Source organism: Novosphingobium sp. MBES04, from assembly GCF_000813185.1.
GTDB lineage: Bacteria > Pseudomonadota > Alphaproteobacteria > Sphingomonadales > Sphingomonadaceae > Novosphingobium > Novosphingobium decolorationis.
The window spans coordinates 793,063-810,083 of the sequence record NZ_DF850488.1 but is presented as its reverse complement, the minus strand read 5'-3'; the positions used below and the strand labels follow the sequence as shown (position 1 = coordinate 810,083).

Sequence of the window (17,021 nt, the reverse complement as noted above, 5' to 3'; positions counted from 1 at the left end):
GAAATTCTTCGCGGGAACCGTAGGGCATGCAGAATGATTGCGCTACCATTTTTCGTTGACGTGAAATTTTTGGCATCGCCCTGCTACGCCTTTGCCTTTGGCGAAGTCCTGCTAAAGTCGGCATATGGCAGATAGTGAGCGCAAACGCCGGTCCCCGCGATCGCGGCAGACGGGAGCCCCAACGATTGCAGACGTGGCCGCGATGGCGGGCGTCTCGATGATGACCGTTTCGCGCGTGATCAATGCCGAACCCAAAGTGCGCCAGTCCACGCGCGACACCGTGAACGAGGCTATCGCCAAGCTCAATTACGCGCCCAACCGGGCCGCGCGCAGCCTTGCGGGCGCCTCGCAGATCCGCATCGGCCTGCTCTATTCCAACCCGTCCGAAGCGTTCCTTTCGGCCTTCATCGTCGGCAGCCTGGAAGAGGCTGGCCGGCTCGACGTGCAGATCGTCATCCAGAAGGTGGAAGAGGGCGAGGAACTGGCTGCGGCGGTCGAGCGCATGGTGGCAGGCGGCGTTGACGGCGTGATCCTGCCCCCGCCGATCTGCGAATCCGAGGAAGTGCTGGGCGTTCTGCGCCAGTCCGACATCCCGACCGTGGCCGTCGCCACGCCCAAGGAGCAGGACGGTATCGCCACGATCCTGATCGACGATGCGAGCGCGGCGCGCGAGATGACCGCGCACCTCGCGTCCCTCGGACATGAGCGGATCGGCTTCATCCTCGGCCATCCCGACCTGGCGGCCAGCAAGGATCGCCATGAAGGCTACCGGCAGGGGCTGGCTGATGCGGGCTATGCCTATGACGAGGCGCTCGTCGCGCAGGGCTTCTTTACCTACCGCTCCGGGCTCGATGCGGCCGAGCAGCTGCTTGCACAGGACAACCCGCCGACCGCGATCTTTGCCAGCAACGACGACATGGCGGCTGCGGCCGTCGCGGTGGCGCACCGGCGTGGGCTCGACGTGCCGGGCGATCTCACCGTCTGCGGGTTCGACGATGTGGCGATGGCGACGACGATCTGGCCCGAACTCACCACGATCCACCAGCCCATCGCGGCGATGAGCCGTCAGGCCGTCGAGCTCCTCGCGACGTTCCTGCGCAACAAGCGCAGCGCCGAAGTGGGCGAGCAGCGCATCATGGTCGATTACGAGCTCGTCCGTCGCCAGTCCGACGCGGCCCCGCGCCGCCGTCCGGCAACGCGGGTACCCGCGACGGTCTGAGCTCTCTCAGGCCGAGCGGATCGTCATTTCAAGAGCGCGCGTCGCGCCCGGCTCGAGCGGGGCGGGGGCGTCGCGGTTGACGGCGTCGGGCATGGTCGTCTGCGGTTCGGCGCAGAAGAAGTCGGCGCCTTGCGGAACGAAGAGGTGGAGATAGGGCGTGCTCGCGCTTTCGAGCACGAGGTCGCCGTCGGGCCGGGCGATGCGCACGGTGCCGTCCCATCCGGTGTAGCAGTTGTCGACCAGATGCGGCAGCTCGAGCGGGGCGGGCGTGCTCCAGTTGCCAAGGGCGTCGGGCGCGGTGTGCTCGGTCGGGAGCATCTCGGCATCGCCCAGCCACAGGCCCTTGGCCCCAAAGGAGATCGCGGTGACCTCGCCGCGCGCGAACCAGGGATGGAAGCCCAGGCCCGCAGGCATCGCGCGTGCATCGGTGTTGGTGATAGCGAGGCGCGCAGTGAGCCCTTGTGCGCTCAGGCACAGCGTCTGGGTCAGCGCGAAGGACCAGGGCCAGGCGGCATCGGCCGTATGCGCGTGGACCAGAGTGACCGAGTCCTCCCGGCTATCACGCACCATCCATTCGCCCAGCCAGGCCGTGCCGTGGATCGGATGCGCAATAGCTGGATGGTTGGGGGTGAGCGCGAAGGTCTCGCCCTCCCAGTCAAAACGGCCGTGCGCGATCCGGTTGGCGTAGGGCGCGAGCGGAAAGCAGGCGCTTTCCAGCGGCTCTGCGCTGCCCTCGGGCATGGGGCGCAGGATGTCCGCGCCCCGCCGGGTCAGCGCGCGGATCAGGCCGCCCGCTGCCGGATCGAGCATCAGGGCCCAGTCGCCCGAGGCAATGCGCATCGTTACATGTCCTCGAGTTCGCGGCCGCGCGTTTCGATCACGGTGGCGCGCACGAAGAAGAACGAGACGAGGGCGGCCAGCGCATAGAGCACGTACGTGACCGAGAGGCCGGGTGTCTTGGCCAGCGTCGGGAAGCTGACCGAGATCACCGCGTTCGCGATCCACTGCGCAAAGCCGGCTACGGCGAGTGCCGAACCGCGGATCTGGTTGGGGAACATCTCACCGAGCATCACCCACATGACAGGGCCCCAGCTGACGTTGAAGAAGACAACGTAGGCGTTGGCCGAAATCAGCGCGATCAGCCCTGCATGGCCCGGCAGGCTCACGGTCCCGTCAGCGGCGGTGACGGCGGTCGAGAAGGCCCAGGCGACCACGCCCAGCGTCACGGTCATGCCCGCCGAGCCGATCAGCAGCAGGGGCTTGCGGCCCAGGCGATCAATGAAGGCGATGGCGATGAGGCAGGCGCCGATCGAGAGCGCGCCCGAGATGATGTTGATCTGGAGCGCAGAGTCTTCGGTGAAGCCGACTGCCTGCCACAGCGTCGCGCCGTAGTAGAAGACGACGTTGATGCCCACGAGCTGCTGGAACACGGCGATGCCGATGCCCACCCACAGGATCGGGCGAATCTTGCCCGTCGCCTTGTCGACGAGGTCGGAGAGCTTGGGCTGGTGATGGTCGGCGGCGAGCGAGGCTTCGATCTCGGCGACCTTGCGCTGCGCGGTGGCGGCACCGAAGAGGCGGGTCAGCACCTCGCGGGCTTCCTCGATGCGGCCCTGCGCGACAAGGTAGCGCGGGCTCTCGGGAATGCCCAGGAGCGCGAGGAAATAGATCAGCGCGGGGATTGCCTGGAGCCAGAACATCCAGCGCCATGCCGGGAAGTCGAGCCAGAGCGTGGCGGTCGAACCACCGGCCCAGCGCGCCAGCACGAAGTTGGCGAGGAACGCGCCGGTAAGGCCGGTGATGATCATCACCTGCTGCACGCTGGAGAGGCGTCCGCGCACTTCGGCGGGCGTCATCTCGGAGATGTAGACCGGCGAGGTGACGCTCGCCGCGCCGACCCCGAGCCCGCCGATGATGCGCGCGATGATGAAGATGGCCGAGGACCCTGCCGCGCCGGCCAGAAGCGCGGAAACGAGGAACAGGCCTGCGGCCAGCATCATCGTGCCGCGCCGCCCGATGCGGTCGGACAGGCGGCCTGCAATGAAGGCGCCGAACGAGGAGCCGACAAGGATCGCACCGACATTGATGCCGATGCCCAGACTGCCGAGGTCAAAGGCCGCCTCGAGCCCGTTCTGCGTTCCGTTGATGACGCCCGAATCGTAGCCGAACATGAACCCGCCGATGGTCGCGACGGCGACGACGAGCGCCACCAGGCGGGTGTTGATCTCAACCCTGTCCATTCCAGTAATCCTTTCCCAGCGGGCCGCCGCACGTCTTGGTGGCAGCGTGCGGCCCGCGCGCAAATCAGGTGTTGGCGCTGCGTGGAGGCGCCGCGGGTACATCGACCCGGAAGGTGAAGAGATCGCCCGCCTGCGGCTGTGCGGCCAGTTCGGCTTCGCTCAGGCCCTGGCGTGCGGTCGTGGCGTAGGCGGTCCGACCGTCCGGGCCGCCCAGTGTGATCTTGGTGACGTTGCTGACAGGGAAGCGGACCTCGTGGGTCAGCGTGCCGTCGGGCGCGAAGCGGCGCGCCGCTGCCCCGCCGAAGAAGCCCTGCCAGATGCCGCCTTCTGCATCGCAGATCGCGCCGTCGGGATGGCCCCAGTCGTCGCGATCGGGCGTGGTGAAGTCGAGGAAGAGTTCGCCGTCACCCGCCGTGCCGTCGGCCTGGATGGCGTGGCGGTAGACCCGGCGCCCGATGGTGTCGACGTGGTAGAGCCAGCTGCCGCACGGCGAGATCGCGGGGCCGTTGGTGATGGTGATCGCCGGAATGCCGGCCTCGCGCACGTCCCCCTTGTCGAGGACGAAGACGACACCGGTTTCGCTCTCTTCCAGATTGTCCATCGAGCCGAACCATACGCGCCCCTCGGCATCGATGGCCGCATCGTTCAGGCGGTTGTCGGGCAGGTCGGTGTGGACCTGCGCGATCCGGGTGAGGGTACCGCTCCCAGGATCGAGGCGGTGCGGGCCCGACTGGAGGCCGACGATGAGGCCGTCGTGCGCGCTCGGCAGGACCCAGCCTACGTGCTCGGGCGTCGCCCAGCGGCTGAGCGCGTGGGTCTCGGGATCGACCTTGAAGACGGTGTTGCCCTTGATGTCGACGAACCACAGTGCGCCGTCGATCCAGCAGGGGCCTTCGCCCAGGTGCGCACCGACTTTCAGGAAATGGTCTGCCTGCATCGCTCTCACTCTCTCGTCCTTGTGTTCTTTATAGGCTCGAAGGGGCCGGATCAGCGCCAGCCGGCGTCGATCCAGTAATCGTGGCCGGTACACATACGGGCCCCGTGCGAGCTGAGGAAGAGGACAAGTGCGGCGACATCATCGGGCATGATGCGGCCCGAAAGGCATTGCGCAGCCACGATTTCCGCTTCGCCTTCGGGGCTGTACCACTTTTCCTGGCGCGGCGTCTTCACGTTGCCCGGGACCACCGTGTTGACGCGGATGTTGTCGCGGCCAAGGTCGCGCGCGAGGCTGCGGGTCATGCCCGAGATCGCGGCCTTGGCGGTCTGGTAGAGAACGAGGTCAGGCAGGCCCAGGTGCCAGGAGATCGAACCGAAGTTGATGATCGCGCCGCCACCGGCGGCCTTCATCGCGGGGATGACGGCCTGGGCCGCGAAGAACTGGTGGCGCAGGTTCACGTTCATGCGCTCTTCCCAGAACTCCGGGGTCACGTCGGCGACAGCATGGCGGTCATCGTTCGCGGCATTGTTGACGAGCACATCGACGCCGCCCAGCTGCGCAACGAGATCCGCCATCGTTGCCTGCACCGCGCCGATGTCGGTGAGGTCGAGGTGGTGGTAGATCGGCGCATGGCGGGCATCGCGTGCCAGTTCGCGGGCCAGTTCCTCCCCGGCCTCGTCCTGGATATCGACGAAGGCGACCTGCGCCCCTTGCGCCACGAACGCCTTGACGAGGCCCTCGCCGATGCCGCTCGCACCGCCCGAGACGATGACCTTCGCGTCCTGGAGTTCGGGATAGATAGCGCTCACGCCATCGGTGGAAGCCTTGCTCAGCATCGTGTCCTGCTCGCCCACGTCGATTCTCGTTCTTTTGGTTGGATGGTTTTCAAAGAAGCCCGCGCTTGGCGAGATTCTGGAAGAGGTCGGAAAGGCCGAAGGTCCAGGGTGCGACCTCGGCCGAAGTCCGGACGGTGTTAGTCAGCGTGCCCAGGCGCGCGCTCGAGATGGTGACCGTGTCGCCCACCTTGTGCGTGAAGCCCTTGCCCGGCTCGTCGCGGTCCTGCGTGGGGGCAAACAGCGTGCCGCAGAACAGCACGAGGCCGTCCGGGTACTGGTGCTCGCTCATCGCCTGGCCCAGCAGATCCTCGGGATCGCGGCTGATCTCGCGCATCGTCGAGTGGCCTTCGAGGCGGTAGCCGTCGGTGCCCTCGATGGTCATGGCGACATCCGCGCTGCGCACGTCCTCGATGGTGTAGCCATCGTCGAAGAGGCGGATGAAGGGACCCAGCGAACAGCTGGCGTTGTTGTCCTTGGCCTTGCCCAGGAGCAGCGCCGAGCGGCCCTCGAAGTCACGCAGGTTGACGTCGTTGCCAAGCGTCGCGCCCACGGCCTTGCCGTCGGGGCCGGCCACCATCACCACTTCGGGTTCGGGGTTGTTCCAGCTGGAATCCGAACGCACGCCGATGTCCGCGTCCTGGCCCACAGTCGCCAGCACCGGGCACTTGGTGAAGACTTCCGCGTCCGGCCCGATGGCGACTTCGAGGTACTGCGACCACAGGTCCTCGCCGATCAGCGTCTGCTTGAGCGCGTCGGCCTCGGGCGAGCCGGGGACGGTGGTGCGGACCGAGCCGCCCAGCGCATCCTCGATCTTGCCGCGCAGCTCCTGCGCCTTGCGGTAGTCGCCGCGGGCGCGCTCCTCGATCACGCGCTCGAGCGCGGAGACCGCGAAGGTCACGCCGCAGGCCTTCACGCACTGCAGGTCGATCGGGCTGAGCAGCGTGGCCTCGTCCAGAACCTCGATTCCGCCCAGTTCCAGGCCGCCTTCGCGCACGTTCTGCGCGATGAGGTCGGCGACGGTCGGCGCGACCTTGGCCATGTCGAAGACACGTCCGTCGCGAATTAGAATGGGTGTGGGGCCTTCGCTGGTCTCGATACGGCCAAGAAACGTGCCGGAGCGCCAGTCTTCGGGCAGGCCCCTGTCAAGGGCCGGTATATTTTTCATCAGTGCTATTCCCCTCCGCAGGTGTTAGCGTTATCTATGACAACCACGACAGCGTCAAGACGCGACTTTGGGATTGGTCGGCCATAAGGTTCGATCGTGAGGAGAGCGGGGCAGTTATGGCCTGGGGCAAGGCACGTAGGGCGGCGTTTTATGCGCTCACATTACCTCTTGCGGGGGCGGCCTTGGCTGCGTCCGTGGGCCCGGTCCTTGCACGTTCCGAGCGAGCCGAATCGGCTTCCTACGATTGGCAGCACGTGCGCGTCGGCGGAGGTGGTTTCACGCCCGGCATCATCTTCAGTCCCATCGAGAAAGGGCTGGCGTACCTGCGCAGCGACATGGGCGGGGCCTACCGCTGGGATGCGAAGGCTGAGCGCTGGGTGCAGCTTCTCGACGGCGTCTCCGAAGGCAGCTTCATGGGCATCGAGAGCGTGGCCGCCGATCCCGTCGATGCGGGCACGGTCTATCTGGCGGCGGGCATGCACAAGGGCGGCGCGGCCGCCATCTTCCGCTCGCGCGACTATGGTGCGAACTGGGCGCGCAGCGATGTTCCCTTCGCGATGGGCGGGAATGAGGACGGGCGTGGTCTGGGCGAACGGCTCGCCATCGATCCGTCCGATAATCAGCGCCTGTTCTTCGGCTCACGGCACCAGGGCCTGTGGCAGAGCGAGGATGCGGGCGCGAACTGGCGCAAGGTCGATGCCTTTCCGCTGGAGGGGCTGGGCATCCCCGAGGGGCGCCGGGCAACACATGGCGGGCTTTCCTTCGTGGTATTCGATCCGGCGGTGAAGGGGCGTGTCTTTGTGGGCAACGCCGATCCGGAAGGCGCACGCCTCTACCGCTCCGAGGACGGTGGACAGACCTGGCAGGCGGTTGCGGGCGGCCCGGGCAGGGGGCTCCTGGCAGTAAAGGCCGTGGTCGGCAGCGATCACGTGCTGACGGTTACGCTGTGCGACGCGATCGGTCCCAACGGCATCACGCGCGGTGCGGTCTGGCGCTTCGATCCGGCGCGGGAAAGCTGGCAGGACGTGACGCCCCAGAAGGGCCCGGAAGCGCCCGTGGGTGGCTACATGGGCGTGGCTGTCTCGGCGCAGGACCCCGCCACGCTGGCCGTCAGCACCGTGGACCGGGGCAATCCCGTCGACACCGTCTGGCTGAGCCACGATGCAGGGGCGCACTGGGAGGCGCTGTGGACGCGCTCGGTGCGCGACGTGTCGGCAACGCCCTTCCTCGATTTCGGCGCCAAGGCCAACTTCGGGCACTGGATTGCGGGGCTTGCCATCGATCCCTACGACGCCGGGCACGCCGCCTATGTGACGGGCGCGACGGTCTATGCCACGGACGAGCTGGACGCGGACGGCACGATGCACTGGCAGCCCTGGACCAAGGGCGTGGAGCAGACGGCGATCATCACGATGGTCAGCCCGACCGGAGGCGCGCACCTCATCTCCGGGTTCGGTGATATCGGTGGCTTCCGGCATGACGACTTCGCGGTTTCGCCCGCGACGCAGCACGTGAACCCGTTTCTTTCCAATACCAACACGCTCGACTATGCGGGTGATGCGCCGCAGGTCCTGGTGCGCAGCGGCAATACCCACGCCCGCACGGTGCCGGACACCTCGCTTGCCTGGTCGCAGGATGGCGGGACGAACTGGATGCCGCTCTACGTGCCCAAGGGCGAGCGCCACACCGATGGAACGCCTCTGCCTGAGGAGACCGGCAATGCGGCGATTACGGTCTCGGCGGACGGGAGCACCTTCCTTGTCGAGACGGACGAGCCGCAATACTCGCGCGATCACGGGGCAAGCTGGGACGCTGTTGAGGGCCTGCCTTCCCGCGTGCGGGTGACCTCGGACAAGCGCGATGCCCGCCGGTTCTATGCCATCGACTTTGCGAACAACCGGATCGTGCGCAGCTACGATGGCGGCGCGCACTTCATGGAGGCGGGCGGTCATGGACTGCCGGGTGATCTCTCGCCGGCCTACTCGGCCAACCGCGAGGCGCCCGCGCCAATCCTCGCGGATCCCAACCGTGCCGGAAACCTCTGGCTACAGCTGGGCGGTGACTTGTGGCACTCGCCCGATTTCGGGGAGAACTGGGATCGGACAGGCGGCGACCTCGACGTCGAGCGCTATGGCCTGGGCAAGGGCGCGTCCGATGCCGATGTCCCTGCGCTCTATGCTCTGGGGACGAAGCAGGGCGTGCGTGCGATCTGGCGCTCGCTCGATGGCGGTGCGAACTGGCAGCGCATCAACGATGACAAGCACCAGTGGGGCCTGCGCATCCGCATGGTGACCGGTGACCCGCGTCTGTTCGGGCGCGTCTATATAGCAACCGACGGCCGCGGTATCGTCTACGGCGATCCAAAAAGCGGCGCGGGGGAGAGGAAGTGATGAAGTTTCCACCTATCGCAGCGTCCCTGGCGCTTCTGGCGGGGGGCGCAATGGCCGTCCCGGCGTGTGCCGCGCCCGGCGAATTGCCGCGCCTGGAAAGCAAGGGCGGGCGCCATGCTCTGATCGTCGATGGCGCGCCGTTCCTGATGCTGGGCGCGCAGGCCAACAATTCGAGCAACTACCCCGCGATGCTGGACGAGGTCTGGCCTGTGCTGGAGGCGATGCACGCCAACACGCTGGAGATCCCGATTGCCTGGGAGCAGGTCGAGCCGGTCGAGGGGCACTTTGATTTCAGCTATCTGGAGGCGCTGCTCGCAGGTGCCCGCGCGCACAACACGCGTATCGTCCTGCTCTGGTTCGGGACCTGGAAGAATACCAGCCCCAGCTATACCCCGGCCTGGGTGAAGCTCGACAACGCGCGCTTTCCCCGCATGAAGGCGCCCGATGGCTCGGACCACTACGTGCTTTCGCCACTCTCGCAAAATACGCTGGAGGCAGATCGCCGGGCCTTCGTGAGGGTCATGGAATACCTGCGCGATCATGACGCGCAAAACACCGTCATCATGGTCCAGCCCGAGAACGAGACCGGCTCCTACCGGGTTCCGCGCGACTATTCGGCTGCTGCCAACGCGCAGTTCGCCAAGGCCATTCCGGCCCCGCTCGCCAAGGCCGAGGGCAAGTCGGGGACCTGGGAAGAGGTTTATGGAAAGCAGGCCCCGCGCGCGTTCCAGACCTGGCACGTCGCCCATTTCGTGAACGAGGTGGCGAAGGCGGGCAAGGCGGTGAAGAATCTGCCGATGTACGTCAACGCCTCGCTTGCAGGTCCCTCCAACGTGCCCGATCCCACCGGTGTCGCCAGCGGCGGGCCGCAATGGGACGTGCTCGACATCTGGAAGGCGGCCGCGCCCGACATCGACTTTGCCGGGCCCGACATTTACGACCGCGAGAGCGCCAACATTGTTGCCTATCTCGACAAGTACGCCCGGCCCGACAACGCGCTGATGGTGCCCGAGATCGGCAATTCGATCGAGTTTGCACGCTTCTTCTGGCCCACCATCGGGCGCGGGGGGATCGGTTTTGCGCCGTTCGGCATGGATGACACGGGTTTCTTCAACTACCCGCTGGGCGCGCGCATGCTGGATGACGAAACGCTGGGCGCCTTTGCTCTTCCTTATGCGACGCTTGCCCCCATCGCGCGCGAATGGGCAAGGATCGCCTACACCCGCCCGACCTGGGGCGCGGCCAAGCCCGACGACGGCTCGCCGCGCGAGACGGTGCTGGGCAAGTGGAAGATCAGCGCGGACTGGGGGCAGTGGCAGTTCGGTGAGAAGGACTGGACCTGGCTCCCGTCCGAGCCGCCCGAATGGGCCGAGGCGCCGGTGGGCGGTGTCGCGGTCGCGCAGCTGTCCCAGACCGAGTATCTCGTCATGGGCGATCACGTGCGCGTGCGCTTCAGTCCGGCCGATGGCGCGGCAAACGGCGTGGTCGTTTCGGTCGAGGAGGGCACCTTCGAGAACGGAAAGTGGGTCCTGAAGCGCCGCTGGAATGGCGACCAGACCGACTACGGGATCAATCTCATCGACAGGCCGCAGGTGCTCAAGGTCACCACCGGTTTCTATTCATCCAAGTGAGAGCCTGACAGGGCAGGGGATACGAAAATGAAGTTTGTGAAATTGTCAGCGCTGCTTGCCGGCTCTGCGCTCTGTTCGATGCCGGCGCTGGCCGCCAGCGTGGAAAAGATCGAGGGCGGCGTCATCGTCACCCCCGACAGCGTCCGTCCGACACCGTGACGGTGACCCTCCACGGCGATGGCATCTTCCATGTGGTGGCCGATGCCAAGGGCTTCGAGGCACCCGCCGCCAACGCCAGCCTGATGGCGCCCAATCCGCCCAAGGCGGGCACCTACAAGGTGAGCGAGAAGCAGGGCTATGTCTTCGTGAGCGCGGCCAAGGCCAGCGCTGCGATCAACACCGCGACCGGGCAGGTGCGCTTCTATGACGCCAAGGGCGCGGAGCTCCTGAGCGAAAGCGCGCCTGCCGTATTCACGCAGACTTCGGCTGACGGCACGCCCTATGTTACCGTCTCGCAGCAGTTCAACCGCGGCACCGACGAGGGCCTCTATGGCCTCGGCCAGCACCAGCAGGCGGTGATGGACTACAACGGCAAGGACGTGGAACTTGCCCAGCACAACATGGATATCGGCACGCCCTTCCTCGTCTCGACGAAGAACTATGGCCTGCTCTGGGACAACGAAAGCATCACCCGCTTCGGCAACCCCATGCCTTACGCGCTGGTGGGCGAAGAGGGCGGCCTGAAGGTCACCTCGGACGGCAAGCCGGGCTTCAAGGCGCAGTACTTCCTCGACGGCAAGCTCGCCGTCGAGCAGCAGGAAGCCTCGATCGACTACCAGTACATCGAGGACCAGGCCAAGTGGCCCGAAGCCGCCAAGGCGAAGACCGAAGCTGCGACCGAAGGCCAGAACACGGCCGGCAACGCGGTGCAGACCCAGACCGTGGTGTGGACCGGCACGCTCCACCCGGAAAAGACCGGCACCCACCAGTTCCAGCTCTACGGCTCGAGCTACTATAAGGTCTATGTCGACGGAAAGCTGCTGCTCGACCGCTGGCGCCAGAACTGGAACCCCTGGTACGCCGATTTCGAGGTGCCGCTGACGGCGGGCAAGGACGCCGAGGTGCGCATCGAGTGGGAACCCAACGCGGGCTACATGGCGCTGCTGCACAAGGACCCGATGCCCGAGGCCGACCGTCATTCGGTCTGGTTCACCAGCGAGGTCGCGCGCGACAAGGACTACTGGTTCATTCCGGGCAAGGACATGGACGGTGTCGTTGCGGGCTACCGCGAGCTGACCGGTAAGTCGGAAATGATGCCCAAGTGGGTCTATGGCTTCTGGCAGTCGCGCCAGCGCTACGAGGATGAGAGCCAGCTGCTCGACGTGCTCCACACCTACCGCCAGCTGAACTATCCCATCGACAACATCGTGCTCGACTGGCGCTACTGGAAGGACGATGCCTGGGGCAGCCATGACTTCGACGAGACGCGCTTCCCCGATCCGGCCGCGATGGTCGAGGACGTCCACGCGAACAACGCCGAGATCATGATCTCGGTCTGGCCCAAGTTCTATCCCACGACCGACAACTACAAGGAACTCGATGCCGCGGGCGCGATGTACCACGGCAACATCGAGCAGGGGAACAAGGACTGGGTTGGCGTGGGCTACCTCAACTCCTTCTACGACCCCTATTCGGAAAAGGGGCGTGAGATCTTCTGGGACCAGATCGAGAAGAAGATCGCGGTCAAGGGCTTCGACGCCTGGTGGGCGGACGCCTCCGAGCCGGACCTGCACTCCAACCTCTCGATCGAGAAGCGCATCGACACGATGGGCCCGACCGCCGCGGGTCCTGCGGCCGAGTTCTTCAACTCGTTCCCGCTGATGAACGCCGAGGCGTTCTACGACGGCTGGTCGTCCTACAAGAGCGACGTGCGTCCCTTCCTGCTCACCCGTTCGGGCTTTGCGGGCCTGCAGCGCTACAGCTCGGCCGTGTGGTCGGGCGACGTTGCGACGCGCTGGTATGACCTCAAGGCGCAGATCTCGGCGGGCGTGAACACCGCGATGTCGGGCTTTGCCAACTGGACGCACGACATCGGCGGCTTCTCGGTCGAGCCGCGCTGGACCGTCGAGAACCCGACGCCGGAAGACCTTGCCGAATGGCAGGAGCTGAACCTGCGCTGGTTCCAGTTCGGTGCCTTCAGCCCGATCTTCCGCAGCCACGGCGAGTTCCCCTACCGCGAGATCTTCGAGATCGCGCCGGAAGGTTCGGACATGCGCGCCTCGATGGTGTGGTACGACAAGCTGCGCTACCGTCTGATGCCCTACATCTACACCCTGGGCGCGGATACCTACCTCAAGGACGGCTCGATCATGCGCGGCATGGTCATGGACTTCCCCGAGGACGCGAAGGCCCGCGCGGTCAACGACCAGTTCCTCTTCGGCAAGGCCTTCCTGGTTGCGCCGGTGGCGGATTACCAGGTGCGCGAGCGCGAGGTCTGGTTCCCGGGCCAGGGCCTGACCTGGTACGACTTCGAGACCGGCAAGGCCTATGAAGGTGGCACCTCGGCGACCGTACCCGCACCGGCCGAGCGCATGCCGCTGTTCGTGAAGGCGGGCTCGATCGTGCCGATGGGCCCGGTCATCCAGTACGTCGATGAACAGCCCGAGGCGCCCGTGACGCTGGTCGTCTACACCGGCGCGGACGGTGCGTTCTCGCTCTACAACGACGATGGCCGCTCGCTTGGCTACAAGACCGGTGCGTTCGAGCGCATGCCGATCCGCTACGACGATGCCACCGGCACCGTCACGCTCGGCGCGCGCGAGGGCAAGGGCTACAAGGGCATGCCCAAGAGCCGCACCGTGCGCGTGAAGTGGATCGCACCCGGCGACAGTGTGGCCGAGGCGACGAGCTATGATGCGCAAGTGACATGGAATGGCAAGGCGGTGCGGATCGAGCGTCCGTAACTGTCTTGCGGGGTCTGGCCTGCCTCGCCTCTCCTCCTCCAAAAGTGAGGCAGGCCAGACCCTCCCATGCAGAAGTGTGTCTCCTCGGGCAAGTCCTGAGGGGGCGATATTGACTATAAATCATAGTAGTATCGCCCAATCGTGCCGTTTTTTCGGCCTTTTGAATTAATTTGAAACAAACGCCGATGCCTCAATAATTGGTGGTAGCGTTACCTTTTCTGGGAGAGCCGTCCGCATGTCAGCGCCACGCAGGAACAGCCGAGCCACGAGGCGGTGCGCGCCATGCTGAAAGGACTTCATCCTTCGCGCCGTGGGTTCCTCGCCAGCGCGCTTGGGGCCGGCGGTCTCGCCGGACTGGCCGGATCGGCGCAGGGGCAGATCGCGACAAAGCCGGGGCCGGTCGAACCGACCTGGAATTCGCTGGTGGCGAACTACCGCTACCCTGACTGGTTTCGGGACGCCAAGTTCGGCATCTGGTCGCACTGGGGGCCGCAGTCGGTGCCCGAGCAGGGCGACTGGTATGGCCGCTTCATGTACATGCAGGGCCACCCCATGTACGAGCACCATCTGCGCACCTATGGCCATCCCGCCGATACGGGCATGATGGAAGTCCAGAAGCGCTGGACCGCCGACAAGTGGGACCCCGAGGGTCTGATGGACCGCTTCGTGAAGGCGGGCGCGAAGTACTTTGTCAGCCTCGCCTGCCATCACGACAACCTGGATTGCTACGATTCCGCGCACCATGGCTGGAACTCGCTGCGCGTCGGGCCGGGGCGCGATGTGGTCGGGACCTGGGAGAAAGCGGCGCGCCGTGCAGGGCTCAGGTTTGGTGTCTCCAACCACACCTCGCACGCCTGGCACTGGTACCAGCCAGCCTATGCCTACGATCCGGAAGGACCGCGCGCCGGGGAGCGCTATGACGCGTACCGGCTGACGAAGGAGGATGGCGCAGGCACCTGGTGGGAGGGCCTCGACCCACAGGATCTCTACACCGGCCGCCACATGGTCGCGCCCGATGGCATCGAGACAATTGCGGCCATGAACGCCTGGCATGATGCGCACGACGGCGAATGGATCGAGACCGTGCCGCCCGGTGACACCGCCTTCGCGCGCCAGTGGTTGCTGCGCCAGATGGACCTGGTGGCAAAGTACCGTCCTGACTTCTGCTACATGGACAATTACGAGCTGCCCTTCGGGCCCTATGGCCTGGCGGCCGCGGCGGACTACTACAACCGCTCGCTTGAATGGCATGGCAAGATCGACGTGGTGCTGACCGCCAAGCAGCTGACCCCGCGCGCGCGCTTTGGCCTTGTCCAGGATGTCGAGCGTGGCTTCACCGATCATCTCTGGGACGAGCCCTGGCAGACCGATACGTGCCTGGGGGACTGGTTCTACAACCGGGCGCGCTTTACCAACAGGAGCTACATCCCCGCCGCCGCTGTGGTGCAGCGCCTTGCCGACGTCATTTCGAAGAATGGCAATCTGCTGCTTTCGGTGCCCCAGCGCGGCGATGGCACGATCGATGCCGAGGAAGAGAAGATCCTCGATGATCTGGCGCGTTGGTTCGCGGTGAACGGCGAGGCTGTCTATGGCTCGCGCCCCTGGCACGTCTACGGCGAGGGACCGACCCAGCTTCAGGTGGGCATGCAGAACGAGGGCGGATTTGACGGCTTCGTGCCGGGCGACGTGCGTTTCACGACGAAGGACGGAGCGCTTTATCTCTTCGTACTGGCGACGGGCGATGCGCCGATCCAGGTCTGCGCGCTTGGCCGCCGGGTGCTAGCGCAGGCGGGCAAGGGCCGGATCGCGCGGATTACACAGCTGGGCGGTGGCCCGGTGCACTTCCGCCAGGACGCAGACGCGCTGCACCTCGACCTGGCGCCGGGGGAGCTTTTCGTGCCGGTGCTCAAGATCGAAGGGCCGGGGCTGGTCTGAGCGCCCCGGCACGCACGCAATACATAAACAGGAGAGAGCGATGTTTCGGCGGATGGTTCGGTGTGGTTTGGGGGTGGCAGGTGCCTTGGCGCTGTCGGTCCTGCCCGCGATGGCAGGCGCCGATGAGTTGCCTCGGATTGCCACGAAGGATGGGCGCCACGCGCTGATGGTCGATGGTGCGCCGTTCCTCATGCTGGGCGCGCAGATCAACAACTCCAGCTCCTGGCCCGCCGCGATGCCTGGCGTCTGGCCCGCGATGGAGGCCATGCACGTCAACACCGTGGAAGCGCCCATCGGCTGGGAGCAGATCGAGCCCGAGGAGGGGAAGTTCGACTTCTCGGCCGTCGATACCCTGCTGGAAGAAGCCCGCGCGCATGACGTTCGTCTGGTTCTCCTGTGGTTCGCGACCTGGAAGAACACCAACCCGCAGTACGCGCCGGCCTGGGTGAAGCTGGACAACGCCCGCTTCCCGCGCATGCGCCGGGGCGATGGAACCTTCCACTATGCACTTTCGCCTTTCGCGAAATCGACGCTGGAGGCCGACAGTCGCGCCTTCGCTGCACTCATGGAGCACCTGAGAAAGGCCGACCCGCAGAACACGGTCATCATGGTCCAGGTCCAGAACGAGCCGGGCACCTATGGTCTTGCGCGCGACCATTCGCCCGAGGCCGAAAAGGCCTTTGCCGCCCCCGTTCCCGAGGCGCTGCGCCGGAAGACGGGCAAGGGGAAGGGGACCTGGCAGGAGCTCTACGGGCGCGATGCCGAGCTCTATTTCCACTCCTGGCATGTCGCGCGCTACATCGATGCGGTCGCCGCCGCAGGCAAGGCGGTGAAGCCGCTGCCGATGTATGCGAACGCGGCGCTGACTGGCAATCCCTTCGACTGGCAGGATCCCAATACCTACGCGAGCGGCGGCCCGGCCAACACCGTGGTCGACGTCTACAAGGCGGCCGCGCCGCATCTCGACCTTGTCGGTCCCGATATCTACACCACGAAGCACAAGGACTACCTCGGCTTCCTTGACAAGTACGACCGCCCCGACAACGCGCTCTTCGTGCCCGAGACGGGCCATGCGAAGGAGTACGCGCGCTTCTTCTTCGAGGCCATGGGGCGCGGCGCGATCGGCTGGTCGCCCTTCGGGATCGACCGCTTGCGCTACCTGCCGAGCTTCCCCGTCACCTCGAAGCTGAACGATGAGGCGTTGACCCCGTTTTCGGCGAACTATGCCCTGTTCGAGGGGCTCGACCGGCTCTGGGCCAAGTGGGCCTTTGCGGGCAAGACCTGGGGCGCGGCTGAGCCGGAAGACCCGGCGGACGAACACCGCGAGGTATTGGATCTCGGCCGCTACAAGGCCGAGGTCAGCTTCGGGCGCGGTGACTGGGGCATGGGTGGGGCCAAGGGCAACGACTGGCCCAAGGGCGGTGCGGTCCTCGCTGAAATTGCTCCCGACGAATACCTCGTCACGGGCCGTTTTGCGCGCGTGACGTTCGAGATGGCGGATCCGTCCCGCGCGAACCTCATCCTCGATCGCGTCGAGCAGGGCCACTACGACGCGGCGGGCAACTGGGTCTTCGAGCGGGTGTGGAACGGGGACCAGGTCGACTGGGGGCTCAACTTTACCGCTGCCAACCAGATCCTGCATGTGAAGCTGGCGAGTTACCCGGTCCGGTAAGAAAAAGGATTTCCGAGGGCCATCGCCCTCGGGCTCCCCATACTGTCTGCCTCACCTTCCGCCCGCCACGGTGGCTGAGAGAGGCAAGGTCGA

The 17,021-nt window shown here is 65.9% G+C and carries 12 protein-coding genes; 7 read left to right on the top strand and 5 right to left on the bottom strand.

Going from position 1 to position 17,021, the window contains the following annotated elements:
• The first annotated feature begins 124 nt into the window (after nt 1–124).
• On the top strand, nt 125–1,219 hold the full coding sequence (locus MBENS4_RS03565; RefSeq protein ID WP_084591938.1) for a LacI family DNA-binding transcriptional regulator: 1,095 nt from the start codon (nt 125–127) through the stop codon (nt 1,217–1,219).
• Between the two features lie 6 nt (nt 1,220–1,225).
• Here the strand turns inward: MBENS4_RS03565 and MBENS4_RS03560 are convergent, their stop codons facing one another.
• The 5 genes from MBENS4_RS03560 to MBENS4_RS03540 all read right to left on the bottom strand — a co-directional run bounded on the left by MBENS4_RS03560 (nt 1,226) and on the right by MBENS4_RS03540 (nt 6,397).
• Nucleotides 1,226–2,059, bottom strand: coding sequence for an aldose 1-epimerase (locus MBENS4_RS03560; RefSeq protein ID WP_039388828.1), 834 nt, complete (start codon nt 2,057–2,059; stop codon nt 1,226–1,228).
• A 2-nt stretch (nt 2,060–2,061) separates the two neighbouring features.
• Nucleotides 2,062–3,459: a sugar porter family MFS transporter gene (locus tag MBENS4_RS03555; RefSeq protein ID WP_039388826.1), complete on the bottom strand. Its 1,398-nt coding sequence runs from the start codon at nt 3,457–3,459 to the stop codon at nt 2,062–2,064.
• Between the two features lie 64 nt (nt 3,460–3,523).
• A complete protein-coding gene (locus tag MBENS4_RS03550; protein ID WP_039388824.1) occupies nt 3,524–4,396 on the bottom strand; it encodes an SMP-30/gluconolactonase/LRE family protein in 873 nt (290 codons plus the stop codon).
• Nucleotides 4,397–4,446: 50 nt separating this feature from the next.
• Nucleotides 4,447–5,232 carry an SDR family NAD(P)-dependent oxidoreductase gene (locus MBENS4_RS03545; protein ID WP_039391693.1) on the bottom strand — a complete coding sequence of 262 codons (786 nt, stop codon included), beginning with the start codon at nt 5,230–5,232 and terminating at the stop codon, nt 4,447–4,449.
• A 49-nt stretch (nt 5,233–5,281) separates the two neighbouring features.
• Nucleotides 5,282–6,397 carry a fumarylacetoacetate hydrolase family protein gene (locus MBENS4_RS03540; RefSeq protein ID WP_039388822.1) on the bottom strand — a complete coding sequence of 372 codons (1,116 nt, stop codon included), beginning with the start codon at nt 6,395–6,397 and terminating at the stop codon, nt 5,282–5,284.
• A 254-nt stretch (nt 6,398–6,651) separates the two neighbouring features.
• Between MBENS4_RS03540 and MBENS4_RS03535 the strand changes: the two genes are divergently transcribed.
• From MBENS4_RS03535 to MBENS4_RS03515, 6 genes are all read left to right on the top strand, one after another.
• On the top strand, nt 6,652–8,787 hold the full coding sequence (locus tag MBENS4_RS03535; RefSeq protein ID WP_242404762.1) for a hypothetical protein: 2,136 nt from the start codon (nt 6,652–6,654) through the stop codon (nt 8,785–8,787).
• Complete coding sequence (locus tag MBENS4_RS03530; RefSeq protein ID WP_039388819.1) at nt 8,787–10,418, top strand: DUF5597 domain-containing protein; 1,632 nt, start codon at nt 8,787–8,789, stop codon at nt 10,416–10,418. The genes MBENS4_RS03535 and MBENS4_RS03530 overlap by 1 nt, the downstream gene beginning before the upstream one ends.
• A gap of 27 nt (nt 10,419–10,445) precedes the next feature.
• Nucleotides 10,446–10,577: a hypothetical protein gene (locus MBENS4_RS27135; RefSeq protein ID WP_255352638.1), complete on the top strand. Its 132-nt coding sequence runs from the start codon at nt 10,446–10,448 to the stop codon at nt 10,575–10,577.
• Nucleotides 10,574–13,321 (top strand): glycoside hydrolase family 31 protein, encoded by a 2,748-nt coding sequence (locus MBENS4_RS03525; protein WP_242404761.1) that lies wholly within the window; start codon nt 10,574–10,576, stop codon nt 13,319–13,321. The genes MBENS4_RS27135 and MBENS4_RS03525 overlap by 4 nt, the downstream gene beginning before the upstream one ends.
• 282 nt (nt 13,322–13,603) lie before the next feature.
• The gene (locus MBENS4_RS03520; protein WP_039388818.1) at nt 13,604–15,256 is read left to right on the top strand and encodes an alpha-L-fucosidase; all 1,653 of its coding nucleotides are present in this window, start codon (nt 13,604–13,606) and stop codon (nt 15,254–15,256) included.
• 40 nt (nt 15,257–15,296) lie between these two features.
• Nucleotides 15,297–16,928: a DUF5597 domain-containing protein gene (locus tag MBENS4_RS03515; protein ID WP_084591936.1), complete on the top strand. Its 1,632-nt coding sequence runs from the start codon at nt 15,297–15,299 to the stop codon at nt 16,926–16,928.
• Nucleotides 16,929–17,021 lie beyond the last annotated feature (93 nt).